At 63.0% G+C, this 26,056-nt stretch carries 21 protein-coding genes and 1 pseudogene; 9 read left to right on the forward strand and 13 right to left on the reverse strand.

Annotated features, from left to right (window positions below; genetic code table 11):
* Window positions 1-16 precede the first annotated feature (16 nt).
* The 7 genes from ACFFF7_RS09300 to ACFFF7_RS09330 all read right to left on the reverse strand — a co-directional run bounded on the left by ACFFF7_RS09300 (window position 17) and on the right by ACFFF7_RS09330 (window position 11,030).
* Complete coding sequence (locus tag ACFFF7_RS09300) at window positions 17-853, reverse strand: phosphoadenosine phosphosulfate reductase domain-containing protein (protein WP_011950590.1); 837 nt, start codon at window positions 851-853, stop codon at window positions 17-19.
* Window positions 850-4,317, reverse strand: coding sequence for a DUF6079 family protein (locus tag ACFFF7_RS09305; protein WP_379481085.1), 3,468 nt, complete (start codon window positions 4,315-4,317; stop codon window positions 850-852). Before ACFFF7_RS09305 ends, ACFFF7_RS09300 begins: the two co-directional genes overlap by 4 nt.
* Window positions 4,310-5,248, reverse strand: coding sequence for a DUF4007 family protein (locus ACFFF7_RS09310; RefSeq protein ID WP_379481086.1), 939 nt, complete (start codon window positions 5,246-5,248; stop codon window positions 4,310-4,312). Before ACFFF7_RS09310 ends, ACFFF7_RS09305 begins: the two co-directional genes overlap by 8 nt.
* Window positions 5,242-6,405, reverse strand: coding sequence for a cysteine desulfurase family protein (locus tag ACFFF7_RS09315; RefSeq protein ID WP_011950587.1), 1,164 nt, complete (start codon window positions 6,403-6,405; stop codon window positions 5,242-5,244). Before ACFFF7_RS09315 ends, ACFFF7_RS09310 begins: the two co-directional genes overlap by 7 nt.
* The gene (locus ACFFF7_RS09320) at window positions 6,398-6,679 is read right to left on the reverse strand and encodes an XRE family transcriptional regulator (RefSeq protein ID WP_011950586.1); all 282 of its coding nucleotides are present in this window, start codon (window positions 6,677-6,679) and stop codon (window positions 6,398-6,400) included. Before ACFFF7_RS09320 ends, ACFFF7_RS09315 begins: the two co-directional genes overlap by 8 nt.
* A 94-nt stretch (window positions 6,680-6,773) precedes the next feature.
* Window positions 6,774-8,675, reverse strand: coding sequence for a hypothetical protein (locus tag ACFFF7_RS09325; protein ID WP_379481087.1), 1,902 nt, complete (start codon window positions 8,673-8,675; stop codon window positions 6,774-6,776).
* A 3-nt stretch (window positions 8,676-8,678) separates the two neighbouring features.
* Window positions 8,679-11,030, reverse strand: coding sequence for an ATP-binding protein (locus ACFFF7_RS09330; protein WP_379481088.1), 2,352 nt, complete (start codon window positions 11,028-11,030; stop codon window positions 8,679-8,681).
* A gap of 231 nt (window positions 11,031-11,261) precedes the next feature.
* On the opposite strand from ACFFF7_RS09330, the gene ACFFF7_RS09335 reads away from it, so the two are divergent.
* The 3 genes from ACFFF7_RS09335 to ACFFF7_RS09345 all read left to right on the forward strand — a co-directional run bounded on the left by ACFFF7_RS09335 (window position 11,262) and on the right by ACFFF7_RS09345 (window position 14,475).
* Window positions 11,262-11,741 carry a hypothetical protein gene (locus ACFFF7_RS09335; protein ID WP_379481089.1) on the forward strand — a complete coding sequence of 160 codons (480 nt, stop codon included), beginning with the start codon at window positions 11,262-11,264 and terminating at the stop codon, window positions 11,739-11,741.
* A 153-nt stretch (window positions 11,742-11,894) separates the two neighbouring features.
* Window positions 11,895-13,244 carry an NADP-specific glutamate dehydrogenase gene (gdhA, locus tag ACFFF7_RS09340; protein WP_379481090.1) on the forward strand — a complete coding sequence of 450 codons (1,350 nt, stop codon included), beginning with the start codon at window positions 11,895-11,897 and terminating at the stop codon, window positions 13,242-13,244.
* Between the two features lie 229 nt (window positions 13,245-13,473).
* Window positions 13,474-14,475: a rod shape-determining protein gene (locus tag ACFFF7_RS09345; RefSeq protein WP_379481091.1), complete on the forward strand. Its 1,002-nt coding sequence runs from the start codon at window positions 13,474-13,476 to the stop codon at window positions 14,473-14,475.
* Window positions 14,476-14,729: 254 nt separating this feature from the next.
* On the opposite strand, the gene ACFFF7_RS09350 is transcribed toward ACFFF7_RS09345, so the two are convergent.
* Complete coding sequence (locus ACFFF7_RS09350; RefSeq protein ID WP_379481092.1) at window positions 14,730-15,698, reverse strand: DMT family transporter; 969 nt, start codon at window positions 15,696-15,698, stop codon at window positions 14,730-14,732.
* 91 nt (window positions 15,699-15,789) lie between these two features.
* Here ACFFF7_RS09350 and ACFFF7_RS09355 point away from each other — a divergent pair, with 91 nt between their 5' ends.
* Together ACFFF7_RS09355 and ACFFF7_RS09360 are read left to right on the forward strand one after the other, a co-directional pair.
* Complete coding sequence (locus ACFFF7_RS09355; protein WP_379481159.1) at window positions 15,790-16,275, forward strand: Lrp/AsnC family transcriptional regulator; 486 nt, start codon at window positions 15,790-15,792, stop codon at window positions 16,273-16,275.
* 243 nt (window positions 16,276-16,518) lie between these two features.
* Window positions 16,519-16,737 (forward strand): annotated as a pseudogene (locus ACFFF7_RS09360) (DMT family transporter); the annotation flags it as partial.
* A gap of 52 nt (window positions 16,738-16,789) precedes the next feature.
* Here ACFFF7_RS09360 and ctrA read toward each other — a convergent pair.
* On the reverse strand, window positions 16,790-17,491 hold the full coding sequence (gene ctrA, locus ACFFF7_RS09365) for a response regulator transcription factor CtrA (protein WP_379481093.1): 702 nt from the start codon (window positions 17,489-17,491) through the stop codon (window positions 16,790-16,792).
* A gap of 231 nt (window positions 17,492-17,722) precedes the next feature.
* On the opposite strand from ctrA, the gene ACFFF7_RS09370 reads away from it, so the two are divergent.
* The 3 genes from ACFFF7_RS09370 to ACFFF7_RS09380 all read left to right on the forward strand — a co-directional run bounded on the left by ACFFF7_RS09370 (window position 17,723) and on the right by ACFFF7_RS09380 (window position 19,700).
* Window positions 17,723-18,403, forward strand: a complete 681-nt coding sequence (locus ACFFF7_RS09370; protein ID WP_379481094.1) for a hypothetical protein — start codon at window positions 17,723-17,725, stop codon at window positions 18,401-18,403.
* A gap of 187 nt (window positions 18,404-18,590) precedes the next feature.
* Window positions 18,591-19,169 carry an RES family NAD+ phosphorylase gene (locus ACFFF7_RS09375; RefSeq protein ID WP_379481095.1) on the forward strand — a complete coding sequence of 193 codons (579 nt, stop codon included), beginning with the start codon at window positions 18,591-18,593 and terminating at the stop codon, window positions 19,167-19,169.
* Between the two features lie 123 nt (window positions 19,170-19,292).
* Entirely contained in the window at window positions 19,293-19,700 is a 408-nt protein-coding gene (locus ACFFF7_RS09380; RefSeq protein WP_379481096.1) for a hypothetical protein, read from the forward strand.
* A 71-nt stretch (window positions 19,701-19,771) separates the two neighbouring features.
* Here the strand turns inward: ACFFF7_RS09380 and ACFFF7_RS09385 are convergent, their stop codons facing one another.
* The 4 genes from ACFFF7_RS09385 to ACFFF7_RS09400 form a co-directional block, all read right to left on the reverse strand.
* The gene (locus ACFFF7_RS09385; RefSeq protein WP_379481097.1) at window positions 19,772-22,024 is read right to left on the reverse strand and encodes a xanthine dehydrogenase family protein molybdopterin-binding subunit; all 2,253 of its coding nucleotides are present in this window, start codon (window positions 22,022-22,024) and stop codon (window positions 19,772-19,774) included.
* A gap of 10 nt (window positions 22,025-22,034) precedes the next feature.
* The gene (locus ACFFF7_RS09390) at window positions 22,035-23,048 is read right to left on the reverse strand and encodes an FAD binding domain-containing protein (protein WP_379481098.1); all 1,014 of its coding nucleotides are present in this window, start codon (window positions 23,046-23,048) and stop codon (window positions 22,035-22,037) included.
* Entirely contained in the window at window positions 23,045-23,551 is a 507-nt protein-coding gene (locus ACFFF7_RS09395) for a (2Fe-2S)-binding protein (RefSeq protein ID WP_379481099.1), read from the reverse strand. The genes ACFFF7_RS09390 and ACFFF7_RS09395 overlap by 4 nt, the downstream gene beginning before the upstream one ends.
* Before the next feature lie 68 nt (window positions 23,552-23,619).
* On the reverse strand, window positions 23,620-24,615 hold the full coding sequence (locus tag ACFFF7_RS09400; protein ID WP_379481100.1) for an SDR family oxidoreductase: 996 nt from the start codon (window positions 24,613-24,615) through the stop codon (window positions 23,620-23,622).
* A 117-nt stretch (window positions 24,616-24,732) separates the two neighbouring features.
* Here ACFFF7_RS09400 and ACFFF7_RS09405 point away from each other — a divergent pair, with 117 nt between their 5' ends.
* The gene (locus ACFFF7_RS09405) at window positions 24,733-25,806 is read left to right on the forward strand and encodes a catalase family protein (RefSeq protein WP_379481101.1); all 1,074 of its coding nucleotides are present in this window, start codon (window positions 24,733-24,735) and stop codon (window positions 25,804-25,806) included.
* The last annotated feature ends 250 nt before the right edge of the window (window positions 25,807-26,056 follow it).

Below are 26,056 nucleotides of genomic sequence, written 5' to 3' on the forward strand. Positions count from 1 at the left end.
GCCAAACATCCGGTCCTCAGAGGGAACAGATCAGGCAGCCATCCCGCAAACCTGGATCGTCCTCCGGCTCCAACCCGCCCAACGTCTCGACAAGCGCCACATTCTTGCGCTTGGCCTTCTTGCGCGCCTCGGAAATCTCCCAATTGCGCTTGATCTGCGCACGTCGCTCCGGCTTGGCGAGATCGGCCAGCGTCTCGTTCTGACACCAGTAGAACTGCTCACCATATTCCACGGCCTTTTCCTCGTAGCCCTGAGCCAGCGCATAGAGATCGGGATGCATCTCATAGAGGCGTACCCATTCGATTTTCTGCTGGTAGAAGCAGAAATAACAGCCAGAGCGCGAACGTCCCCATTCCATGTAGGGAGGCAGGCCAAGACCTGAATCCTCGAGGATCTGCATGATGTCCTTGCGCACGAGGCCGTCCTCGATGAACGGATAGACCGCCGTGATATTGGCCTTGGTGCTGATGTAACCGACCCGCTTCTCATCGGCCCGCAGACCGACATAATTTATGACCGGGCTGTCGCCGACATAGTTTTCGAACGGCTTGAGCTTCAGCATCTTCGTGCACCAGCGCCGATGATTGGACGGCAGCATCCCGCCGAACACGGCCAGCCAGTGGTCGAATGTGTCGACCGGCGAGGTTCGAATGATCGGTTTGCCCAGGATGGCTTCGAGCCTGCCCAGATAATCATATGTTTCCCGCAACTCCTTGTCGGAATCGTGGAAAATATACTCCATCTCCGGCACGCGATCGCGCAGGTAAATGGCGAGCGCCGCGCTGTCTTTGCCGCCAGAAAGACTCAGGATATGGCGGACGGGCTCGCCCCCCTCGTCGCCGCGCGCTGTCATGCGGCACCTCGCCGGGTCGCGCCTGTCGGTTTGCTGACCTTCGCTTCTCCGGCTTCAGCCTGCAATTCCCGCCACATGAGATCAGCCAGCAGGCGGCGGCGCAGCTGGGCATCCTTGGGGAGGCGACCGCTGAGCAGCTCTGCCTGCTGGCGAAGATCCTCATCTTCGCCCGGCTCGACGATGCACACCAGATCCTCACCGTCGCCCCGGGTCAGGTTCACGCGCACCGCATCGGCTTGTGGCGCCATGTCGGCGTGGGCGAACGCTGCCGCTTCGGTCTTGCGGAAATGCTCGGCAAGAGTCCCAGCCTCTTCAGCAAAACGCGCCTCGTCCGCCGCGAGCCACTTCGAAGGCGGCTTCGCCACGACATAGCTCGCAAGCGCCTCGGCCCAAGCGGTATCCGAAAGCCCCGGGTCTCGCAGGCGCAGGGCGAAAGTACGCAGGCGCGGCTCACGCGCCACCAGGGATACGCGGGAGGCTCGCGACGCCAGCGTCACACGATCAAAGCCCTCGGTCTGGTCGAGCGCCGCTGCAATCCGGTCCATGATCCGCTGCAACAACGCGTCATAGGTCTGGCGCAGCTCGTCGATCGCATCCTGAAGGCGCGACGCGAAGGCGCGCACGGTGTCGCCTCCCAACCCCTCCTCGAATGCGGCAAAACCACAGGCGACCGGCAAATCGCGGAAGAGAAGGGTGATCGGCTCCCGCGCGGTCAGGAGCGCGTCGCGAACACCCAGCGCTGCAGGACTGAGGCCAGTTGATTTCTGACTGTAAGGCGGCAACTGTGCGGCGAACTGGCAAAGCGGCCGCACGACGTCGAGCAGATCGACCGATTTGCCCTGCACATCCTTGGCGAAAGTCGAGACCAGCGCGTCGAACACCTCCAGGCGAACACCAGAGACACGGCAGTGCTGGATTTCGAAATAGTGCGGGCCTTTTATCAGCCGCTGGAAATCCGATGGGCCAAATCTGTGCAGGAACGTACCATGCTCGTAGACGGCGAGCTCATGCGCATTGGTCCGCAGCAAGATCGCCAGCAGGAGCGGTGCGACGCCATCGCGGACGCCGTAGGGCGGCCGACGCAGATGCTGGAAAAGGTCGACCACGCCAACACGGTCGCCCTGTCCAGCTTCGATACGCGTGCGCAGTTCTTCCAGGGCTGGCGCCAGCTGGAGCGGATCATCCGACGAAGGCAGCGTCACGCCAAACCCCTCGTCCGTCGCGACGTGAATGCCGCCCGCCTTGAGAACGGAGAGGTAGATCGACTTCTCCGGGGGCGCCTTGTCCGGGTCCATTCCCAGGTCGGGCGCCTCTGCCGACTGGTAGAGCCGCTCGATGAGCCGCATACGCGCCGCTGCGGCAGGTGTGCTGAGCGCATTACGATTGAGAAGCTCGTTGGTGATCCGGGGGGCCTTGCCGAACAGTTCGTCGCAGATAGCCGACAACGCCGACGACATGCCGCGACGACGACTGGCGCCAGGGACATCGGCACCCTTCCAGATGCACTGCGAACCCAGGCTCGCATGGCGCATCCCGATCAGCTGCTCGGCACGCGTCAGCAGAGCACGCCGCGCGGCGGCGACCTGGCGCGCCACTTCGGCGGCTGCAAACGTGTCCTCCGCAAGCTCGGGGGTATTTTGCGCCACCCAGGTCCAGAGCGACAGATCGCGCAACTCACCGGCCAATCCCGCGACCGGCGGCGGTATACAGAGGACGATATCGGACCGCTCGGCAGCCGCCTTCGAGTATGCGACGGTCGCAGCCTGATCGGCACCCGCCTGATCATCAGCCAGCGCAACGAACAGCAAGCCGTCGGCCTTATGTTCGCGGCACAGAGCTTCGCCAAGATCTTCCGCAGCGCAGAAGCCGATCTCGAAATAGCGCAAAGTGCCGGTCTCGAGATAGTGTCGGCGAGCCATGATCGGGTCAGTCGACAAATGCGGGATCAGGGCGCCAGCAACAGACCGGATCTCGCCGACGGAGCGCACTGCGGTTTCGAGCGCAACTTCCAGGTTGACGCTGGCATTCGGCCAGAGGCGATAACCGCCGGCGATACCTCGACGGAAGATGGCGCCCTGGGCCTGCAGCGATGACAGAGCCTTGCCCACCTCGGCCTCGCACGCAGGCGAAAAGGCAGCCGCAAGAGCCCTGTCCGTGGGCAGAAGATCCTCCGCATCGATCAGGTTGAGCAGAGCAATCGCCTTGAGAAGACGCAGTTCCAGTGCGGATGCATCGACCACTGAATCAATCGTCTCAACGATCCGGAGCCAGTGCGACCGGTAGCTCGCACCGGCAAGCCGATGGCCAAAGCACGCCCGCACGTAATCATAGAGGTCGTCGAGCCGATACCAGCAGTCGGCCGCCACAGACTGGGCGGAAAAGCTCTGCAGACCGAACGGCTCATTCGACAGGAGAAAGCCGAACAGCGACCGCTCGTGCTGACCGAAGCGGGCAAAAAACCGCACAAGCACCGGCAGGATCGTCGGATGCAACGGATAGAGACGGGTGATATCCAGGTCCGCGGCGCTCACCGTGCCCCCTGCCAGCCATCCCATGTCGGCAGTCGCCGAAGCGATGCCCGAGGCGGCCGAACGGAGCGGGGCCGGGAGCTTAGCGGTTTCGACGCGAAGCGCACCTGCCACCAGCGCCGCCATATGGGCGAGCGGCTGATCGAAAACGATTTCCTCGAACCGGCCCGCGACCTTCTCCCATTCATTGCGCGAGGCCATGGGCAGTTTTTCCGCATAGGCATGGAAACCCTGATGCAGCATGGTCACCAGCACAAAAGGCTGCTTGCCGCTGCGCGATGCTGCTTCAGCGAGCCGCTGGAGGATGAACACATCCTGGTTGCCGTCATTCTGTGCGACATGTTCGAGAAACTTGCCGAGCTCGTCGATAACAAGAAGGACACCCTCGCCCTGTTCAGCCGCCAGCGCTCGAAAACTCGCAACCAGGGCCTCGAGCGCGCCGGCGTCCCCGGACTGGGCTACCGCTGCCGCCTCCGTCATTATTGCACTGTGAGCGCGTGGCACTTTCCCGCGCGCGGGTCGGCGCGCCTCCACCGCATCGCTGATCGCACGCGCCAGGTTCGGCACGATGGGGCCGCGGCTACCGGTTAGAAGGATTGACCAAAAGCGGGGAACATTGTCGCCCGCCGCGTCCCATCCCAGGCCTCGGCCGATACGCGCGACATTCTCGTCGTTTCGGCGGGCAAGCATCTGGGCGACGACCAGTGCAAAGGACGATTTGCCCACGCCATAATCACCAGTGATGCGCCAGGCGCGGCGACCCGACGCCGGGCGCAGGCCCTCGGTGATGCGCGCGAACGCCTGTGCGATTGCCGGGGTCGCGATATAATCGTCAAGCGCCGCGGGATCCGCAAAATCGCGCTCGAGCTGGACCGAGCGCACGAAGCGCCCAGGGACATGAAACAGGCTGGAGATCGCGACGGGGGACTTAGGCATCGGCCAGCTCCTGGGCATAGACTTGTTCAAGTGAGACCGTCGCAGACGTGCGGAACAGGAGACCCTGAACTGCCGACGGCTGATAGGTATAGGGGGCCGGATAACCATGATCCCGGCTTTCCAGGCGTGCGCGCACGTCATCTTCGGGCAGCTTGAAGACCTGCCCAGGGGAGCCCGGTGCCATCGCGATATCGCGCAGTGTCAGGCTATTCTCACCCGGGTGGTTGCGCTGCCAGAAATCGATGACGCAATAGTCGAACAACGCGGCCGTGATTTCGCCCTTGGGCTCCCGCCGGAAGCTGTAGACCGGCTCGAAGCGGCCTCCCTCGCCCTTGCGCTCACCGACAAGTTGAAGAAGTTCAAGCTCGACCAGCGGGCCATCGAGCGAGTCTTCAAGAGCCGTCTTTCCGGACCGCGCGCCCAGATAGCTATGGAGAAAAACGTCCAGGTGCTGCCCCAAGGTGACCTGCGAATGGTCGTGGCCAAGCTTTTCGGATTCCCGCATGAAAGCGCCAAGCGCCTCCGTGCGCGTCAGCTCGGGATAGGGCCAACGACTGAATAGAAAGTCCCAGGCGAACAGCGCGCCCTCATCGCGCGAGCTCAGCTTCCAGTGGAGCAACCAGAGCGTACGGCGATCCTCCAGATAGCGATCGGCACCCTCTTCGCCAAGCAAGGCATCGCCAAACGCCGTTGTTCGGAGCCCGCGGCCGCGCTCGGCATCAGCTTCCGCCAAACCCGCGACTTCCACCCAGAAACGCAGCGAGCGCACCATGTTTTTGCCAAGCCCCAGCTCGACCATGGCGCGCGGTTCGTCACTGAAGATCAACGGATCGTTGCGCAGTGCGCGGTAGGCCTTGGGCAGCCACGCATAGCGACAGGCAAAGCTTTCATGCCCGGAAAAGCGATAATGGGGACGGGCAGAGGTCAGCATAGATGGTGCTCCTGGCGCGCACTGAGAATGGCGCGAGCCGCGCCGACAAGAATCTGGACGGCACGATCGACGTCCTGTTCGGTATTGAAGCGGCCCACCGAGAGCCGCAGGGCACTATCCGCCAACTCGTCGCCAAGCCCCATCGACCGCAGCACATGGGACGGCTCCTGGGCGCCCGAAGCGCACGCTGCGCCTGTCGACAAGGCCAACTGATGGCTCACCCGTGCGAGCATCGCGTCGTTGGTGACACCCGGGATCGACACGTGGAGGCTGTGCGGAAGGCGGCGCTGGAGATCGCCGTTTACCACGAGCTGGTCCAGCGAGGCCCGCAGACCCGCTTCCAGCCGGTCCCGAAGCTTTTGGGCATGCGCGCACTCCGCAACCCGCTCCTCGCCGGCAATGCGGCAGGCGACGCCAAGGCCTATGATCGCCGGAACATTAGGCGTGCCAGCCTGGGCAAAAACCTCGGCGACAGCGGCGCCTGAGCCAGGCGCGTTCAGGACGCCGATACCCTTGGGACCGTAGATCTTATGGCCGCTCAGGACCAGATAGTCCGCCAAGGGCGTGACAGGATGGAGATCGATGCGCCCAGCAGCTTGCGTCGCGTCGACCAGCGTAAGGACGCCGTTTTCCAGACAGGCATTCAGGACCTCCTCTACAGGATAGACCGTGCCCACCTCGTTGTTCGCAGCCATCATGCACACAAGGTCCAGACCCTCAGCCAGCGCTGCGTCCAGGCTCGCGCGACAAAGCTGCGCGCAAGCATCGACCTGCAACCAATGCACCGTGGCCAAGCCCTGCCGCTCCAACGCCCGCAGTGCGTGGATCATTGCGGGGTGTTCCACCGGCATGGCTGCAACCCGCAGTTCCCCCCGCTGGGCGATCGCCAGTTCCAGCGCCTTGCGGATTGCGTCGGACGCCGACGCGGTAAAATGGATATCCTGCGCCTCCCCGCCGACAAGCGAAGCGACCTCGATACGCGCGACGTCGATGGCCGCCGCGGCCTGCCGGCCCAGCGCGTGCTCGACGCTGTTGGGATTGGCAGGAAGCGTGCGCATCGCTTCGCACATCGCTTCGATCACCCGGGGATCGACGGGTGTGCTCGCATGGTGATCCAGATAGACCGGAGGGTGTAGAGGCGCCGCACGCTCAGCCATGAGCACGCCTCGCGCGTGGCGGCACGCCGGCTGGCGCGGCCACCTTTACCTTGACGTCGACCGTCCGGCCGAGCCGGCCCAACCAGCGGATCAACCGGTCCAAACTGACGCTCGTGCGCTGACCGGACAACAATCGGGACAAGGTCGGCTGGTCGGTCTCGAGCAGGCGCGCGGCGGCTACCTGGCTCAGGTCCAGTTCGGATAATGCCGATCGCAGCGCCTCTATCAGCGCCTCGCGCGCCTCTGCTTGCGCGCCTTTCAGCCGATGTTCCAATGCCCCCGCCTACGTTCGAGCACCCCAAATGGGGACTGACCGACCCTATGGTAAATTTGCCATAGGCGCAACACGAGCTGGAACAAAAAAGGACCTAGGGCGCAAAATGACTGAGGATAATCCTCACCTTCGCCGGGCGCTTGAAACCGTCACCTAACGGTCCGTCGACGATCAAAACGGCGCCCAGATCGCGCTTGCCTGCCTGAAGTTCGCAGCTGCGCATACGGCGCAGTTTCTTGATATCGTCGAACTCCGTGCGCAGCGCCTCGATGGCACCTTCCGCGAACTGGGCAGGATCAGCAGCCCGCAGCGCCGAGCGAACTCGCTCGAGAGCGGGATCGGTCACAACCATCCTTCTTGGATCCTCGCCAACGACGCACATTGGTTTGTCGGCCTTCGGGACAGGATCCATCAGGCGGATCAGCGTATTGTCACCGGGGCCTGCGACATGCACCTCCATACCACCATATCGATAGGCCGGGAGTGCATCGGGCATACCGACGCGGGTCAGGTTCGCCGCGAACTTCTGCTGCATGGCCAAGGCATGGACGGGGCGCAATCGTGCAACCCGATCAAAGCCTGCGGCACGCATATCCTTATGAAAGGTATCGACATTGAATGTGCGCAAGCGCTGGGCGTCCCACTCAATGATGAGATCCTCCTTCTCGCCCACGCCGTTTTCATACTGAAAGATATCGACGCGCAGCCGGCGGTGCGCTTCCTCGTTCGTGTCGCGCGTCGAAGCGGTGCGCAGTTGGACCGTTCCCTCGACCATGAGAACCGTACCGACTTTCCCGTGCTCCAGGTCGCACGCCTGGGAGATGACCATCATCGCCACCAGTTCACGCGCCTTTTTGCGGCCGCGCGCGGCTGGAATTGTCCTGTCGCGGATGAACAGTTCGCCAAGGTCGATTCCAAGCGGTGGACCGGTGTAGTTTTCCGGGAAGGGATCGATGTCGCGGAAGGCCGCGGCATGAGCGAGGCGCGCGACCGTGTCACTCGGCACGAGCGGTCCTGGCGGCATCGTCGAAAAGGAAAGTTTGTTCACCTTCTCCGTGGCCGTGAGCAGAGCGTCGGCGTCTTCTATCTGCTTGCGCAGGTAACCCTCGAACAGTGACGACAGGTGTTCGCCAAAACGGTTGTTCTTGCCCTCGCCCGCTTTCTCCCAGATGAAGTAGAAGTCCTGCAGATCAAGTGACTTGATCTCTTTTTCGAAGGCTCCAATCGCGCCCTCAAGCGCGTCGCGCCAAGACCTGACGAATTCGCTGAGCACGCGCGATTGGCCAATGAATTCCGCCCGATCCGCGAGGCTCGAGACGAATTCGAACGCGGCGCCTGTGAACTTGTCCTTGGTAACGAATTTGAACTGGCATCCCAAAAGGTTGGCTTTTTCACGGAACTGGTCGGCCAGATTTTCGTCACGAAGCTCGGACGACATGAGCACCACAATGGGCTTTTCGTCATCGGGGTAGCCCGTGAGCACGTCCTTGATTTTTTCGATCGAGCGATCGACCGAGGGAAGCCCGTCCTCGCCCAGATAATAGTCCAGGAAGATTAGCGGGAAGCGCTTCTTCCTGCCCTTCGGTTTGTCCGCGCTGCCGATTGCCGTCGGCTCGATGCCGACCTGCTTCAGAAGGGCGCACAGAGCCTGCAAGGGGGCGATCTTTGCCCGGTGGTTCTCGGCAGCCACGCCAAACAGAGCCTGCGCCAGACGGCCGAGCGGCGCATCCGCGGGTCCCGCCAGCGCCTGCTCGATCTGCTCACGCAAGGCGTCGTCCGTCGTCAGTGCCGTCGAAAAGCCGTTCTGATCGACAGGCCAGGCGCCGCCGATAGCCTGATAGGCTGTCTCGACTGCGTCATCCTCTTCAACGAGCTGGAATCCCGCCTGGAATGCATCTGGCTCGATGTCCGGCAAGGGATCGAACGCGTCGTCAATCAGCAAGGCGCTGCTGACCTTGGCGGTAGCGAACACGGGCTTGATACTTTGCAGGTCCATCCTTCAGCTTCCTGCCATGTCGAGAACGAAGGTGTGCAGCCGACCGGTCGTGTCCGCCCCCTCCTGAAGATAAAGATCGCTCGAATGCCGGCGCGCGATTTCACGCGAGATGAAAAGGCCAAGCCCCTTCCCCTCGCCCGGCGGCTTGAACGAGACGAACGGCTTGAAAATCTCCTCGCGCCGATCGACGGGAATACCCGGGCCATTATCGGTCACCCGGATCTCATCGTCGTCGACGTCGATTTCAATCTCGATCCGCGGCTCGAAGTCCGGATCGGCGCGTGATCGCTGGCGCAGCCAGAAGACGGCGTTGTCGATAAGGTTTTCCAAGACCTGTACGATCATGCCTCGCACGACGCGCTTGGTGAAAGACCGCGTGGAACGCGGATAGACCCGCAGCTCATGACCGATACCATAACGGCCGAACTGATCGACATGCGCGTCGAACACCTGCTCGACTAATTCTTTGAGATCCGTCTTGGCCTTGGCATTGCGGCTGCTCGGCCCCAGCGGATCAAGTACGTCCAGTCGCTTGCGAATGACGAGCATCTGGCTTTCGATCGAGCCGAACGTGCTCTGTGCCCGCGGCGGAAGGTCCACACCCTGTAGCGTCTTGATCAGGTCGAGTGTCCTGCGCGTGACCCGGCCGAGTTCATGCGCGACAATTTCCACCTGCAAACCCACGCCCGCCAAATCTACAAGATCCCGCTGATCTTTCTCGGCATTGGCGATCGATGCCTTCGCATCGGCCAGTCGCCCTTGCAGTTCGTCGAAAGTCTCTTCCAGGAACTCGACCTCCTCTTCGTTCTCCCGGGGCACCAGGCTGTGAAGCGTTTTGAGCGAGCGTGCGACGCGCTTGGAGATTTGGTCGAGATAGGCCGCTGTCTCGGTCGCATCGATGCGCGTGCTCTTGCGCAGCTCCTTTTCGACATCATTCAGGAAGGTCTTGAAATTCTCGGTAATCGCCTTGCGCAGCAGCAACACGAGCAGCGATTTTTCTTCATTGGCCCGGAGACCCTCGCGGTTGGTCTGGTCGATCAGCGCGGGGTTATCCTCGGCTGAGATATATACCGCGCCAATAATCTGCTTGCGATTGACCTTATAGCCGCCCGAGCCCAGCGCCTTGGCATCCAGGCCCAGCCAGTCGTCATCCGGATTTCCATAGGGGTTCACCCGGAAGCCATCGCGGTACATCAGGAGGCCGTTGGCCCAATTGTTGACCGTGTCCTTGACCTTTTCCCGGTCGCCATATCCCTCGATCGCCTTGAGACGCTGCCGATTGAACCAGTGGAAGTCAGCCCTGAACGGCCCCAGGCTCTCGAGCGCGGCGACGGAGACATCCTCGTGAGCGGTAATGCCCAGAATGTCGTCCCGGCTCCAGACTTCGACCTTTGGCCGGCCGCGGGTAATATAGTTGATGTCCAGCGTGAGCTGCGGCTCGGGCGAAACGATATAGCGGATCGAAACCGACGCCTGCGCTTCTTCAAGCACGTCCCGATCGAATGTCGGCACCGGCACCTTGGCGCCGTTCACCCGGATGACGAGAGGGTAGCGTGACCGTCCGGAGAACGGATCGAACAGCCGGTCGAAATAGCGGTCGGCGAGACGCTTCACGCGTTCGAAGTCCCAGTCTGCCTTCAGGGCCTGCACGCGGATCGTCGTGCCGTGCGCGTCCACCTGTTCCTTGGGCGGCCCCCGCCTGGGCGCAACATCGATCGTGTCGAGCGTATCGGCCGATTCATGGGTGAAATTCCGCCAGTCAATGGTCAGCAGATTCCAAACGCTATCGCTCTCACGCGCGGTCTCGACCCGCAGCCGGTCACCAAGGCGCATCGCCGACAGCCGGCCGATCCCTTTGCCGCCCACGAAGTGGCGGCCCCCGGTATCGTGGAGCCGCGAAGTGGTGCCGACCGTGAGAAAAATCTCCCTTAGGTCGCGCAGGCTCATGCCTTCGCCCGTATCGATGACATCGATGTAGTTAAGCGCTTCAAATTGCGTCTCGACCGCTTCCCCGAGCTCGTCCAGGTCATCAACCTCAGCAAGCGCGGCCTGGAAGGCGTCAAGCGCGGCTTGAGCAGCCGTGGGGTCCATGCGATCGACAAGCTGCGCGCGCAGCTTGTCGACCAGCTCATCCTCGTCCGCACCCTCGTCCTGGACAAGCCGCTGTGCGGCCGCCAGGCGCTGCCTGAAGTTGCGCAGCTCACTAAACTTGAGGACTGTGTGAATGTCCAGCGTCGCGCGTTTGGAGCCGGCATCATAGCTGTTCTTGATCAATTCATACAGGGCGATGGCGTCGGTGCTGATCAGCTCAGCCCCCAATTCCAAAATCGTCCTCGCCGCTACCTTGAAGCCCACACGTCCCCCCATCACAAGCCTGGAAGTATCCAGAACAGAGAGATAAACCAAGCAAAAACGCGGTATATCAACCGCTACGGATGCTTTGCTGCGAGAAGATCAGCACTCCCGGAACCAGTCCAGCCCTGGGCGCCCGCATCTTGCCCAAGCGCGTGATTTATCGCTCTTCTCAAGACGCAACACTCAGATATTCTTATCGGCAGGCGTGGACCCTGGGTTGGAGCATTTCGCATGTTCGACTGGCTGAAGCAGCAATTGCGCGGTGCCCCATCGGCGAAGGTGGTGAAACTGCCCGGGCAAACGGAGAAAGCAGCTCTGGTCATCTCCGATGACGAAATTCGAGCGGCTTTCCGCCAGGCAACCCTCAATCATCTGGCCGACGTCCACGGTCTGAAGCCGGTCTACTGCTCCGATCTGCAGTCTGAAAAGGCGTTCGAAGCGGCCCAGGTAGACATGCCTCTCATCGCCGTCTGGAACGAGCACCAAAGGCCGGACGGCCTAGCCTTCTCCCTCTCGGTCAATATGCTGCTCGTTAAAGCGGCGCTCCTGGAATATATGGAGGAACTAGATCCCTGGTTCGACGAGGAGTGCTCGCGCATAGCCGCCGATCTCAAGGACCTTACCTATAATACGATCGTCCAAACCGCGACCGAAACCGGATGGACCCCCAGCGCGATCTGCGCAGCACTCGCCGACAAGCCGAACGCCTGAGCCAAAGGCGATGGCGCTCAATGACCTGCTAGCAAACCGCATCTACGCGAATAGCGCGCCTGCCACCCCCACCGCTCTCACCGAAGACACCGCGATGGCCTTTCGTACAGCCTCGCATTAAGCGCTTGAGGGTGTTCGCCCTTGGGAGAAATCATGTCGAAGATCGATGAGAAGCTCGAGCCCGTGCTCGATCAGGTCCTGCGCCGGAATGCAGGAGAACTCGAATTCCACCAAGCCGTGACCGAGGTCCTCGAAAGCCTGGGCCGCGTCGTCGCGAAGTATCCGAGCTATCTCGAGAACGCCCTTATCGAGCGGATCTGCGAGCCTGAGCGCCAGATCATCTTCCGCGTCCCCTGGGTCGACGACCAGGGCCAGGTGCACATCAACCGCGGCTTTCGCGTACAGTTCAACTCGGCACTCGGGCCCTATAAGGGCGGCCTGCGCTTCCATCCGTCGGTGAACGTCGGCATCATCAAATTCCTCGGCTTCGAGCAGACGTTCAAGAACGCCCTCACCGGCCTTCCGATCGGTGGCGGCAAGGGCGGCTCCGACTTCGATCCGCGCGGCCGGTCGGATGGCGAGATCATGCGCTTCTGCCAGTCCTACATGACCGAGCTTCATCGTCACCTGGGCGAATATACCGACGTGCCCGCCGGCGACATCGGCGTGGGCGGACGAGAAATCGGCTATCTCTTCGGCCAGTACAAGCGCCTGACCAATCGCTACGAAGCCGGCGTCCTTACGGGCAAGGGCCTGGTCTACGGCGGCTCGCGCGCCCGGACCGAAGCAACCGGCTACGGCGCGGTCTACTTCGTCGAACGCATGCTCGCGACCAAGCAGCTCGCCTTCGATCAGCGCCGCGTGGTGGTGTCGGGCTCGGGTAATGTCGCCATCTACACCGCCGAAAAGATCACCGAATTCGGGGGCAAGGTCGTCGCCTGCTCGGACTCGAGCGGCTATGTCGTCGATGAGGGCGGCATCGATCTCGCACTCCTCAAGGAGGTCAAGGAAAGCCGCCGGGAACGCATTTCGGAATATGCCAGGCTCAAGGGCGACGGAGCGCGTTTCTCCGATACCGGTTCCATCTGGGACGTCCCCTGCGAAATCGCGATGCCATCCGCCACCCAGAACGAGCTCACTGGCCGCGACGCCAAAGCGCTCATCCAGAACGGCGTGATCGCGGTCGGCGAAGGCGCGAACATGCCATCGACGCCGGAAGCCGTACGCTTCTTCAGGGAGGCGGGCGTGCTCTTCGCGCCCGGCAAAGCCGCCAATGCAGGCGGCGTGGCGACCTCGGCCCTGGAGATGCAGCAGAACGCGTCGCGCGACAGCTGGACGTTCGAGCAGACCGAGCAACGCCTTGCCGATATCATGCGCCGCATCCATGACACCTGCGCAGCGACCGCCGACGAGTTCGGAACGCCTGGCGACTATGTCCTTGGCGCGAACATCGCCGGCTTCGTCCGCGTGGCCGAAGCGATGCGGGCGCTTGGCGTCATATAGGCCGCCCTGTGCCTACGACCCGCGGCCCAATGGTCTCTTCGTCGCCGCCCATCAATAGCACAATTCCGGTTCGTGCTCCGGGCGCGGGGACGTGGTCGTCAAGCCGATGATCCGGCCCCCCGCGCTGCTACAGGTTCTGGAGCGCCGTTTTCAGCCGGCCACGAGCTGCATAGGTTCGAACGACGCCAAGATGGAAGACAATGCGGCCAGGGACGGGTAGGACGATCCTATGACGTCCTTCCTGCCACAGCGGCGACCTGAGATCGCGATCGATTTCGGGACCGCGAACATCCGCGTCCTGCGCCGCGGCGATGGTCTCGTTTTCGACGAGCCGTCGCTATGCTGTATTGCAGGCAAGCATAACATGACCAGCCTGTTCGCCGCCGGCCGCGAAGCCTATGCGATGATCGACCGCACGCCAGCGGCCCTGCGTATCGCGCGACCGCTATGTCGCGGGGTGCTACAGGACATCGATGCGGCGAAACGGGTGCTCCGCTATGCCCTGTCGAAGTCCAGGGGCCGGAGCCGCTGGCGCACACCCGCCGCCATCATTGGCGTCCCCGCCGACGCGACCCAGGCTGAGCGCGGAGCGATGCTCACCGCCGCCGCCGACGCCGGGCTCGGACCGATCACGCTTTTGACCGAGCCCCTCGCCGCCGCCATCGGGGCTGGGCTTGCCGTCGATGAGGCCGCCGGATCGATGATCGTGGAATGCGGCGCGGGAACGACCGAGGTTGCAGTCTTCTCGCTCGGCGGGATTTGCGGCACCGGATCGGTACGGATCGGCGGCGACACGCTCAATCGCGCGCTCGCAGACCAGGTCCATCTCCAGCACAAATTCCTCATCGGCGATCGCTCGGCCGAACAGCTCAAGCTCGACTATGTCGCGCATAAGGGGGCACGCAGCGCGCAAGGCGATGCGATACCCGTCAGCGGACGCTGCCTACGCACCGGCTTGCCCAAGACGATCGCGATCGAGATGGCCGATCTCGACCGGGTCGTCGAAAAACATGTAGCCCAGATCGTTAAGGTCGTGCGCGACGTGCTCGGACAGACCGCGCCAGACCTCAGTCAGGACATCCACGACAAGGGCATCCTGCTGACCGGCGGCAGCGCGCTGGTGCCCTTGATGCGCACCATGATCGCGGACGCAACGGGTCTTGAGGTCTTGACGGCTGATGAGCCCGCGCAATGCGTCGCCAAGGGCCTCGAGCGACTGCTCGACGTGTGATAGGACGAAGCCTGTGGCCGATCTAGTCGGTCGAGCAGTGCACCCAGCCCATCATAGCGGCCCGCGAGATCCGTCGGTGCAAGTGGCTCGAATTTTTCATGCGGGAAGGCCTCACTGCGAACGCCGAAAGTATCGTCGGCCGGTAACCGATCGCGGCCCCCGGCACACGGTGTGGGCATCCTGCCTAGCCAAGATCTGCTGCGTGTCCCACACGGCTTGGAAAGGCAGCTGTGCCGGGCGGCCGCGCCGGGCGATCAGCCGGCGCCCATGGCCCCGACAGGGCGGCGGTGCACCGCGAGGCAGGATGTGACTCCCATGAACAGCAAGGTGAATGCCGCGATTTCCAACGGCGTTGGCAACCTCTGTTCCCAGAGCAGGCCATAGAGCATAGCAAACAATGTCTCGAACAGGATCATCTGCCCGGAGAGCGTGAGAGGAAGGAGCCGGCTCATCCGGTTCCACACGGCATTGCCCAGGATCGAGGCAAATAGCGCGATCGCCATCGAGATGCTCCCGAAAAGCAGCCAGGATGAGGAATCGTGGCGCAGCATCCCGAAAGCCATCGCCACGGGGACCAGCATAAGCGCCTGGGCACCGGTCATAAGACCGGTGAGCAGGCTCCAGTCATGGACCGACACGCGGTCGAGCCGCGCCAGGCAGCGATTGTTGCTCACGGCAAAGGCGGTCCAGGACAACAGCGCTCCGATGGCACAAAGGAGGCCCACCAGCGATGCACCGCCTGATCCGGTTATCGGCTTGGCAATGGCCTGCCAGCCGATGCAGACAGCGCCAGCAATGCACAAGGCCAGCGATGGCGCGAGCGTCCGCAGCGGCACCGCCTGCCGCTCGCGGCTGCCAATGATCGTGACTAGAACCGGGAGGAATCCGATGACGAGAGAGGTCATGGTCACCCCACCCAACTGCACAGCGCTCGAAAGCAAGACATAATAGAGAGTGTTGCCGGCAACCGCGAGCCAGACCAGCGAGAGCCAGTCGCTTGCCGACAGCATCAACGCGACGGCACGCCAGCGCGGTGCGATCAAGGCAGCCGACAGGAGCCCATAAGCAAGATAGCGGCCGATCGCGAGTTCGAGCGGCGTGAACGCGCGGGCCAGTTCAGGCGCAAGAAACACCAGCCCCCAGAGTGCTCCTGCTGCCATCCCGCAGGCCACGCCCTGCCACATTCTGTCGGTCCCCGCCGAACGGGGAATGGCGATGTCCATGACCTGCTCCTTGCTGAAACCGAGCGATTATCATCATGAAGACGGGTTTTGCGCTCTTGATCGAGGTGCGAAATGCAACAAAAAATCACCCATGCCTCGACCGTCCTCCAGCCCTCGCAAGCTTGATAGCTTCGACCGCGCCATCCTCCGTATCGTCCAGCGCGACGCCAAGACGCCGCAACGCACGATTGCCGAAGCGGTCAACCTGTCCGCTGCCGCAGTTCAACGGCGCATCGCGGCCATGGAAGCGGCCGGCGTCATTGAGCGCAATGTCGCGATCGTTGACACGAAGGCGCTGGGCATGACCATTACGTCGATCGTCGAGGTCACCCTGATCAATGAGCGGCCGCAGACCGTAGACGGTGCCAAAGCCCTTTTCCTGGCGGCGCCCGAAGTCCAGCAATGCTACTATGTGACGGGCGGGATCAGCTTCGTGCTGGTGATCGTGACAGACGATATGATCGAATATGAAGCCATCACCCGGCGTCTGTTCGCGGACAATGAGGCGGTGTCCAGCTTCCGCAGCCTGATCGCGCTCGACCGGGTCAAGGCTGGCGCAGAGATTGTCGTGCGCTGACGGGTTCGATCCGAACGTCTTCCTCGCGCAATGCCATACGGGCAGATCGCGCGCCGAATGATCCCTCGTCCTCGCGCGCCCGACCTTCGGGCGGCCTCCAGCCTGGGGTTGAAACGTTCTTGGCGTTTCCTATCTGACGGGCGCGAGGCCACGTCCTCCCTCGGCATGCCGAGGCTCATGTCCGGGACGGCCCGGCGACCCTTGCGAAAGGAGGTCGCCTTGGCGTAGTTCTATCTATCCGTCGCCGGTCTGCTTGAAGTTCTTTGGGCCTTCTCCATGAAGCAGTCGGAAGGCTTCTCGCGTCTCGTCCCTTCGCTCATCACCATCGCCGCGATGATCGCGAGCTTCGCGCTGCTATCGCTCTCGATGAAGATGCTGCCGCTCGGTACCGCCTATACCATCTGGACGGGAATTGGCGCGGTCGGCGCCTTCCTCGTGGGGGTCGTCATTCTCGGCGAACCGGTGAACATGCTGCGCTCTGGAAAGATACAAGGCGTGTGGAACGCCCAAAGCTTTAGGCCGCTTGCTCAAAGGCCTCCTCGCCTGGCGCCCGGAGCATGTAGCCGCGGCCCCATACCGTTTCGATATAGTTTTCGCCGCCGCATGCGAGGGTCAGTTTCTTTCGTAGCTTGCAGATGAAAACATCGATGATCTTGAGCTCCGGTTCGTCAACGCCGCCATAAAGATGGTTCAGGAACATTTCCTTGGTGAGCGTTGAACCCTGGCGCAGGGCCAGCAGCTCGAGCATCGCATATTCCTTGCCTGTCAGATGTATGCGGGCCCCGTCGACTTCGGCGACCTTCCCATCGAGGTTCACGGCAATCTTGCCGATACGTATAACGGACTCGGCATGACCCTTCGACCGGCGGATGACGGCGTTGATCCGTGCAACCAGCTCGACCTTGTGGAAGGGTTTGGTCAGATACTCGTCCGCGCCCATGGCGAAGGCACGGACCTTGGAATCCAGTTCCGATATCCCCGAGAGGATCAGCACCGGTGTCTCGACCCGGCCCATCCGCAGCTTCTTGAGGACGTCGAAACCGTGCATGTCCGGCAGGTTGAGGTCAAGACAGATGAGATCGTAATCATAGGATTTGCCGAGATCGAGGCCCTCCTCGCCCAAGTCGGTCGAATAGACATTGAACCCCTCGGCATTTAGCATCAGCTCGAGGGCACTCGCGACCGTATTGTCGTCTTCGATCAACAAAACCCGCATGCAATGTCCCTACGTTGATAGCCTGGTTGAAGCACTATGGCATGGCTTGGTTAACAAGCTGCGCTCCCGCCCGTCTTCTGCGGCGGGCATGCTGACGATCGACCCGGCTATCGAAGCGAGAAATGTGCCGCGCGACACAAAGCGCGGCACTTGCTTTTTGGACTCGACCCTCTCATTGATTATTTAGAATATCATGCTATATGGATATCCATCATATCCAAGGAGGCGATTATGGCCACCGCAACTGCATCGGATTTCTCGGATGTCCGCATCAAACCGCTTACCGGCTCTGCGCGCGATTTACGCGCGCGCCTAAAGGACGACGACGGCCCCATCATCGCCTTTCAGCTCGAACATGGCGGTGAAGCTGCAGCCTCTGCTTTTGCCGAAGCGGTGCGGCTGATCGCGCCGATGATCCTGCGCAATCTTGCCAATCGAGAGACGACGACCCTCGAAAAGTTGGTCGATGCGCTGGTACCGGCCGTTTCGCCTCCTGAGCGTCTGGTTACCCAAGCGCGGATGAATGCGGAAGCGCGCAAAGCTGTGTTGGAAGGCGCGGAATGGGTCACTGCGGCCAAATTGTCCGAAATCGCAGGGTTTACTGGGCAAAATTCGAGCGCTCAGCCGAATAAATGGAAGCGCGAAGGTAGGATCTTCGCGCTGCGCCACGATGGCAATGATCTCTACCCAGCTTATGCGCTCGACCCGGAGGCGCAGTATCGTCCCGTAAAGAGCCTCGCGCCTATCCTCGAGGTGTTCGGCGACGAACTCGACTCCTGGGATATCGCGATCTGGTTTGCGTCCGCCAATGGTTTCCTGGGCGGCGCGCTTCCCAAGGATCTCCTCGTGAGCGATCCCGGACGCGTCCTGGCAGCGGCACAAGACGAGATTGCCGGCGTGCAGCATGGCTAAAGGCGCCAAGTCCGGGCCGACAGGCTCTCGGCCCGCCAAGGCTCCGACGCGGAAGAGGACGCTTGCTGCCCTTCCCGCCTCCCCTGTAGCCCTCTCCGCTCCGGCGAGTGCCGCTCCTTCGCGCACTATTGCCACGCCGCCAGATAATCTTGATGCCCTCGTCAAGCGGACGAGCTGGCCTGCGGACGTGACCATCCATCGCATCCATCCCGATGAATATGCGCCGGATGCCTTCAACCCCGGTCCACACGGCAACGCGCGCTTCAGTCCGCTCTGCAATGCCGCCGGCAATGCGATCCCTACCCTCTATGGCGGCACGACGCTCGAATGCGCCGCCATGGAAACGGTCTTCCACGATGTGCCTCATGCGCCGGGACTGAAGACCGTCGCGAAACGCAAGCTCAGGAAGCATCATTATTCCAGATTGCAACCCGCCGCGGACCTCAGGCTCGCCGATCTCGGCAGCACCGCGCTGCGCAAGCTTGGCATTCCGCGGGTCGATCTCATCGAGAGCGACAAGGATATCTATCCGCAGACCCGCGCCTGGGCGGAGGCCATCCATGCCCAATGTCCGGACGTGCAGGGCCTGGGCTGGGTATCGCGTCAGGATGACAGCGCGCGGGCCCTCATTCTGTTCGAAGACCGGCTGCCACCCGATCCATTCAGCAGCGTCGAAGCGCCGGTCGACATCGTCGCCGATGCCGACACCTTCACTGCACTCATCGAGCTCGCCGACATCATCGGGGTGAAGATCACCGGCAAATAGCCCCGCGAAGCCCGCTTCGGCGATCTAGCTCCGACTTGCTCCGCCAGGCGGCCTCCCTCCCCTTCCTAAAACCCTGGCGACCGCGCGGCTTGTACGGGCGGCGCCAAAGCATAGAGAAAGCCTATGTTCGAACCGAAATCCAGAATGACCCCGCAGGCCGAAGCGGACTTCCTGCTCCAGGAAATCCGCGACACGCGCACCGCCTACGACAACGCGACCGTCGACAAGTGGCGCGCCCAGCATCTTGGCATGATCGGTCTGCGCATGAGCGCGCTGGTTCGCGCCGCCCGCAAGGTGCTCGCCGCCGCCCCGACAACCCAGAGCGACACCGACGCGGACCAGTGCACCATGCTGGAAGCGCGTACCAGCACCTATCTCAATTCTGCCAGCCGGCTTGCCGCGACGATGGAGCATGAGTGGCCGCGCGACATCCAGCAGGAGATCGATGCGCAGGCCGATGACCTTATCCGCGATGCAGACGCGATTTCGGCAGAGCTCGCCGCAATCGTCGCCCGATATCCCGCTCCCTGACATTCATGCGACCCGCCACCCCGCGCGATCACCGCAGGGTGGCCGGGGGCGCCCATGCGGGAAGCGCGGCTTCAGTCCACGAGCAGCTTGTCGATGGTGACCGGCAGGCTGCGTACCCGCACCCCGGTCGCGTGATAAATGGCATTTGCGACTGCGGCCGCAGTGCCGACTATACCGATCTCGCCCAGGCCCTTCACGCCGAGCGGGGTGACTTCGGGGTCGGGTTCGTGGACGAAGATCACCTCGATATCGTGGATGTCGGCATGGGCAGGCACATGATATTCCGCGTAGTTGTGGTTCATGAACCGGCCGAGCCGGTGATCGAGGAAGCTTTCCTCGTGCAGCGCCGCGCCGATCCCCATCACGACCCCGCCGAGTATCTGGCTGCGCGCGGTCTTGGGGTTGATGATCCTGCCGGCCGCGATCGCGCTCACCACTCGCGTCACACGGACGACGCCCAGCTCCTCGTCCACCCGCACCTCGCAGAACACCGCGCTATGGGTGTTGCGCGACTTGCGCATCAGGCTGACCATGTCGAGGGGGCCAGGCTGCGCTGTCTTCTCGACCTCGATCCTGTCCAGCGCCGCGGCCTCCATCGCCGCCGTGAAGGGGACCGCTTCACCTTTGCCGTCGCGGCGGCGCATGGTCCCATTCTCGAAGAGCAGGTCATCCAGCTTCGCGCCCTCGAGCGGATCGCCGTCCATCTTCGCAGCAGCCTTGGCGAGCCGGGCGGCCACGCCATGACAGGCAAGCTGCACCGCTGCGCCCACTGACGCCGCACCCCAGGAGCCGCCCTCTACCGGCGATAGCGGAAGGGTGGAATCGCCGAGCTTTGCCGTGATAGCCGAGGCCGGTAGTCCGAGCGTATCCGCCGCGACTTGGGTCATCACCGTATAGGTGCCCGTGCCGATGTCCGACATCGCGCTTGCGACTTCGAGCGTGCCGTCGGTCTTGAGCGTCGCACGGGCCGCGCATTTGGAGAACATCGCGTCCCACATTCCGGTCGCCATGCCCCAGCCGATCAGTTCCTTGCCTTCGCGCATCGAACGCGGCTGCGGGCTGCGCCTGTCCCATCCAAAAGCCTGGGCGCCCTGCGCATAGGCTTCGCGCAGAGCCTTGCTGGTGAACTCGGTCCCGTTCATCGCGTCGATGTTGGAGTAATTCTTTACCCGCAAGTCGAGAGGATCGATGCCGACCGCGTAGGACAGCTCGTCCATCGCCATCTCGAATTGCGTCATGCCGGTCGCCGCGCCGGGCGCGCGCATGTCGCCGGGCGTATAGGTGTCGACCGGCGCGATATAGGAGGCGCCTTCCGCGTTCTCGCACGCATAGTTCATCATGCCCCAGTTGACGACGGTCTCCATGTAATTCTCGAACCTGGACGTCAGGGTCGTGGCGTCGGTCAGGATCGCTGTCAGAGCCCCGTCGCGCTCGGCACCAAGCGAGATCGAGTTGAGGCATTCGGGGCGGTGCGTATGGGTAAACATCTGCTGGCGAGTGAGCACGACGCGTACCGAGCGTTTCAGCTTCAAGGCGGCCATGGCTGCCAAATACACATTATATTGTGGTCGCAGCCCGGAACCAAACGCGCCGCCGACAAAGGGATTGAGCACGCGGACATCGTCGGCCTTCAGGTCGAACGCGCCGGCCAGATAGGCCTGCACATTCTGAGGACCCTGTGTCTTGTCATGAACCGTGAGCCTGCCGTCTCCTTCGAAGAAGACGGTCGAGGCATGCATCTCCATGGGATTATGGTGCTCGGCGCCCTTGTGATAATCGCCGGCGATCGTGACCGGTGCGGTCTCGAAGGCCGAGCGCGCGTCGCCACGGTTCTTGGGCGGATAATATCCTGACCGCTTCTTCCTGGGCACGAACTTTTCCGCAAGCGCGACTTCGAACCGGGTATTGTGCGCATCCTGCTCGTAGCCGAGCTCGACGAGACTTGCCGCATAGCGCGCCGCCTCGAATGTCTCGGCGACGACGAGGGCGACCGGCTGGCCATTATAGTGGATCTGCGCGTCGCACAGGGGGCGCAAGGGCGAGCCGGGCGGGGCGACGTCATCCTGAAATTTCTTGTCCGCGGATGCGATCTCCAGCCGATTTTCATGGGTGAGCACATCGACGACGCCTGCGACCGCGCGTGCGGCACTGTCGTCGATCCGGGTGATCCGCCCGCGCGCGATCGCGGCATTGACGACGACCCCATGGAGCAGGCCAGTGGCGGGATATTCGGCGGCATAGCGCGCCTTGCCGGTCACCTTCAGAAGTCCCTCGACCCGGCTGAGCGGAGCGCCGATGCCGTCGTGAGCGATGATGGCTGCCATGGTCCTGTCCTCAGGCGACGCGTTTGTCGGTTTGCGATTGCGGCGTGCCGGCCGCGGCCTGCGACAGCGCCCGCACGATCGCGCGCCGCGCAAGCGGGATCTTGAAGTCGTTCTCGCCCTGGCCGGCCGCACCGTCGAGCAGCGCGTCAGCGACCTGCCGGAAGACCGCCTCGCCCGCCTCGCGGCCGACCAGCAACTGTTCGACGTGGGGAAGGCGCCAGGGCTTGTGCGCCACGCCGCCAAGCGCGAGGCGCGCCTCGGCGATCCTGGCGCCCTCGATACGCAGAGCCGCCGCCACCGACACGAGCGCGAAGGCGTAGGACAAGCGGTCGCGCAACTTCAGATAGGTGTAGTTCTGCGTGAAATCCTCATGCGGAAGGATGATGGCCGTGACGAGCTCGCCGCGCTCGAGGCTGTTGTCGCGCGCGGGATCCTCGCCGGGCAGGCGATGATAGTCCGCGAACGCGATCGTGCGGACGCCATTCGGGCCGGCCACTTCCACTTGGGCCGAGAGCGCGGCCAGGGCGACGCACATGTCCGACGGGTGGGTTGCGATGCACTGATCGCTAGCCCCCAGAATGGCATGGATGCGGTTGACCCCACCGATCGCGCCGCAGCCAGAGCCCGGAACCCGCTTGTTGCAGGCGGTCGCCGTGTCATAAAAATAGTAGCAACGCGTGCGCTGGTTGAGATTCCCGCCATTGGTCGCGGCATTGCGCAGCTGGGGGCTGGCGCCCGCCAGGATCGCCGACGACAGGAGCGGGTAACGATCCTGGACGCGCCGGTCATAGGCGGTGTCGGCATTGGGCACGAGCGCACCGAGCCTCAATCCCCCATCCTCAGCCTCCTCGATCCTACCCAGAGGCAGCCGGGTAATGTCGATCACGCTCGTCGGCCGTTCGACATGTTCCTTCATCAGATCGACCAGGTTCGTGCCACCCGCGATGTAGCGCGCACCGTCCTTTGCGGCCAAGCTGACGGCGTCCGCGATCGACGTTGGCCGCGCATAGCCAAAGCGGTTCATGCTCGCTCTCCCAAGACCTGCTCGATAGCGTCGGCGATGTTCGTATACGCGCCGCAGCGACAAAGATTGCCGCTCATGAGCTCGCGTATCTCCTCCCGGCTTCGGGCACGGCCTTCGTTGATCAGCCCCTGGGCCGAGCAGATCTGGCCCGGCGTGCAATAGCCGCACTGGAAGGCGTCGTGGTCCAAAAACGCCTGTTGCAGCGGATGCAGCGCGTCCCCATCGCCCATCCCCTCGATCGTTGTGATGTTATCGCCATCATGCATCACCGCAAGACGCAGGCAGCTGTTGATCCGGCGGTCGCCGACCAGCACCGTGCAGGCGCCGCACTGGCCATGATCGCAGCCCTTCTTCGTGCCAGTGAAATCGGCATGATCGCGCAGCAGATCGAGCAGCGTTACCCAAGGCAGGACCGTGAACGCCTGCCGCTCGCCGTTGATGGTGAGGCTGATATCGAGAGGTTCGACGTCGCCAGGGGCCGCGGGTTTGGAAATGGTGGCCATGGCAGCTCCCTGTCCCGCGCGGGAGCGCGGCTCTGTTCGATAATCCCCCCGGTCGCCCCCTGGTTCCCCTAGGATCGCCGATTCCGCAGGAACAGGCCGCCCAGGATCACAGCAGCCCCGCCGACGAGCGCCGCGGCCGCGTGTGGCCGTGTCCGTGCCGCCAGGGTTAGGCTCGATCGGCGCCCTTCCTCGTTGCGCGAGCGTGCCTCGCCATCGGCGCCCGGCCCGAAAAGATTGTCACCTTGCGTCGCGGGCTTCGAGCGATCGACGAGAAAAGGCCCGACGAGCGGCGCGAGACGCTCAAACAGCGCCGGAAAATGGCTGGCGAACAACACCTCCAGCCGTCCGATGCCGCCGACCGTGAGGGCACGAACATTGTGGGTCGCGGTATAGAGTATGGCATTGGCCACGAGCGCCGGATCATAAGGCGGCGGCGGGATCCGCGCTTGGCCGTCCTGGTGATTGGCGGCATGCATCGCGATCGGCGTGGTCATGCCCGACGGCTTGATCAGCGTCACCCGCACCGGCGATCGCGCGGCCTTGAGTTCGATCCGCAGCGAGGCGACGAAGGCGTGGATCGCATGCTTGGAGGCAGTATAAGCGCCCATGACAGGCGAAGGCATGTCGCCGGCAATCGAGCCGATCGTAACGAGCGCGCCGCCACTTGCCGTGAGATAGGGCATGGCGACCTGCGCGCTGTTGACCGCCCCGAAATAGTTGGTGCGGAACAATCGCTCATGTTCCTCCAATGGCGTGGCGAGCAGCGGCGCATAGATGGCGACCCCCGCGTTGCTGACCCATGTGTCGACGCGGCCGAAGGCCGCTATGGCGCAGGAAGCGGCGCGCTGCAGCGCCTCGCGATCCCCGACATCGGCGACAGCGTAAGCCGCCCGGCCACCGTCCGCCTCGATCTCCTGCACGATCGCGCGCAGGGCCGCGTCATTCCGGCTGATGAGGAACACGCGCGCGCCGGCCTCTGCCGCCTTACGCGCGGTAAGCAGGCCGATACCGGAGCTCGCGCCAGTGATGACGAAGACCTGATCGGAAAGCGGTCGGTGCGGCATGGGGCGGTCCGGTCGGTTTGCGGCGGTTGCCGTGCGACCGGCATAATGGATGCGCTACGGGAACTCGCCTGCCCGGCGACGGGTTCCGGCACAGACGCTAGATCCAAGGAACACCTCATGCCGCAGCCGGTTCTGTTCTCCCCCGATGTCGAGACGCCTGAGCCGGAGGAAGCGGAGACCAGCATGGCGATCGACCGGGAACTGCACAGGATCCTCGAGACGACCTCGCAGGATTATGGGCACGCGGTGCGAAGCGTGCATGCCAAGAGCCACGGCCTGCTTGAGGGTATGCTCACCTTGTTCGACGGCTTGCCGGCCGAACTTGCCCAGGGCATCGCCGCCCGCCGCGGCCACCACAAGGTCGTGCTGCGCATCTCGACGAACGCCGGCGACATCCTTCCCGACAGCGTCTCCCTGCCGCGCGGGATGGCGATCAAGATCCTGGGCGTCGAGGGCGAGCGGCTTCCAGGTTCCGAGGATGCCAGCACGCAGGACATCATCATGGTCAACGGACCGGCCTTCTCGGCGCCGCGAGCCAAGGACTTTCTCGCCAATCTGAAACTGCTCGCCAAGACCACGGACAAGGCGGAACGCAGCAAGAAGGCGCTGTCAGCCGTCCTGCGCGGCACAGAAGCGGTGATCGAAGCCCTTGGCGGCGAGAGCGCTAAGATCAAGCAACTGGGCGGTCACCCTGTCACGCATCCGCTCGGCGAAACCTTCTATAGCCAGACCGCTTTTCGGTTCGGCGACCATATTGCGAAATTTTCGCTCGCTCCTGTTTCGCCGCACCTCGTTGCGCTGAAAGACCAGCCGGTCGATTTGGCGGGCCGGGACAATGGCTTGCGCGAGGAAGTAGACGCGGTGATCGCCTCCCACGGCGCGGAATGGGAATTGCGCGTGCAGTTGTGCACCGATCTCGAGGCGATGCCCGTAGAGGATGCCACAGTGGTCTGGGACGAAGCTCAAAGCCCATTCCGCGCGATCGGCCGGATTGTCGTCGAGCCCCAGCCTGGCTGGAACGACGAGAAGGCCAGTCGCATCGACGACGGGCTTGCGTTCAGTCCATGGCATGGCCTTGCTGCTCACCAGCCACTCGGCGTCATCAATCGCGTCCGGCGCAGCGCCTATCCGATGTCGGCCAATTACCGCTCCGCGTACAACCGCTGTCCGATTCACGAGCCATCTGCCTGATCGCGGCAGTGTCAAAGCCCGTGACGCCATCGAGATGATGGGACGCGAAAATCCTCCGGATGACGCGCGTCTGACCAATCCTTGCTCGCCGGCAAGTAGCGTCGGCAATCGGCGCGACATTCCAAGCACCTGGGCCCCTCCTGCTGACGAGGGCTACTGGCGTCTCCTCGACGTCATTTTATTGCGCATGATCCATAGGCGCCGGGAGCGCAGCCGGGCCTAGCGCGTTCCACGACCGAAGGATCACGCG

The sequence above is a fragment of the Novosphingobium aquiterrae genome (assembly GCF_042434435.1).
GTDB lineage: Bacteria > Pseudomonadota > Alphaproteobacteria > Sphingomonadales > Sphingomonadaceae > Novosphingobium > Novosphingobium aquiterrae.

What these genes read in the sequence shown, in the direction of transcription:
- ctrA (WP_379481093.1), bottom strand. Translation starts at nt 17,491, where the DNA reads ATGCGGGTTTTGTTGATCGAAGACGACAATACGGTCGCGAGTGCCCTC.
- ACFFF7_RS09345 (WP_379481091.1), top strand. Translation starts at nt 13,474, where the DNA reads ATGACGTCCTTCCTGCCACAGCGGCGACCTGAGATCGCGATCGATTTC.
- ACFFF7_RS09400 (WP_379481100.1), bottom strand. Translation starts at nt 24,615, where the DNA reads ATGCCGCACCGACCGCTTTCCGATCAGGTCTTCGTCATCACTGGCGCG.
- ACFFF7_RS09405 (WP_379481101.1), top strand. Translation starts at nt 24,733, where the DNA reads ATGCCGCAGCCGGTTCTGTTCTCCCCCGATGTCGAGACGCCTGAGCCG.
- ACFFF7_RS09355 (WP_379481159.1), top strand. Translation starts at nt 15,790, where the DNA reads ATGCCTCGACCGTCCTCCAGCCCTCGCAAGCTTGATAGCTTCGACCGC.
- ACFFF7_RS09380 (WP_379481096.1), top strand. Translation starts at nt 19,293, where the DNA reads ATGTTCGAACCGAAATCCAGAATGACCCCGCAGGCCGAAGCGGACTTC.
- ACFFF7_RS09385 (WP_379481097.1), bottom strand. Translation starts at nt 22,024, where the DNA reads ATGGCAGCCATCATCGCTCACGACGGCATCGGCGCTCCGCTCAGCCGG.
- ACFFF7_RS09300 (WP_011950590.1), bottom strand. Translation starts at nt 853, where the DNA reads ATGACAGCGCGCGGCGACGAGGGGGGCGAGCCCGTCCGCCATATCCTG.
- ACFFF7_RS09350 (WP_379481092.1), bottom strand. Translation starts at nt 15,698, where the DNA reads ATGGACATCGCCATTCCCCGTTCGGCGGGGACCGACAGAATGTGGCAG.
- ACFFF7_RS09315 (WP_011950587.1), bottom strand. Translation starts at nt 6,405, where the DNA reads ATGGCTGAGCGTGCGGCGCCTCTACACCCTCCGGTCTATCTGGATCAC.
- ACFFF7_RS09310 (WP_379481086.1), bottom strand. Translation starts at nt 5,248, where the DNA reads ATGCTGACCTCTGCCCGTCCCCATTATCGCTTTTCCGGGCATGAAAGC.
- ACFFF7_RS09325 (WP_379481087.1), bottom strand. Translation starts at nt 8,675, where the DNA reads ATGGACCTGCAAAGTATCAAGCCCGTGTTCGCTACCGCCAAGGTCAGC.
- gdhA (WP_379481090.1), top strand. Translation starts at nt 11,895, where the DNA reads ATGTCGAAGATCGATGAGAAGCTCGAGCCCGTGCTCGATCAGGTCCTG.
- ACFFF7_RS09305 (WP_379481085.1), bottom strand. Translation starts at nt 4,317, where the DNA reads ATGCCTAAGTCCCCCGTCGCGATCTCCAGCCTGTTTCATGTCCCTGGG.
- ACFFF7_RS09395 (WP_379481099.1), bottom strand. Translation starts at nt 23,551, where the DNA reads ATGGCCACCATTTCCAAACCCGCGGCCCCTGGCGACGTCGAACCTCTC.
- ACFFF7_RS09370 (WP_379481094.1), top strand. Translation starts at nt 17,723, where the DNA reads ATGGCCACCGCAACTGCATCGGATTTCTCGGATGTCCGCATCAAACCG.
- ACFFF7_RS09390 (WP_379481098.1), bottom strand. Translation starts at nt 23,048, where the DNA reads ATGAACCGCTTTGGCTATGCGCGGCCAACGTCGATCGCGGACGCCGTC.
- ACFFF7_RS09335 (WP_379481089.1), top strand. Translation starts at nt 11,262, where the DNA reads ATGTTCGACTGGCTGAAGCAGCAATTGCGCGGTGCCCCATCGGCGAAG.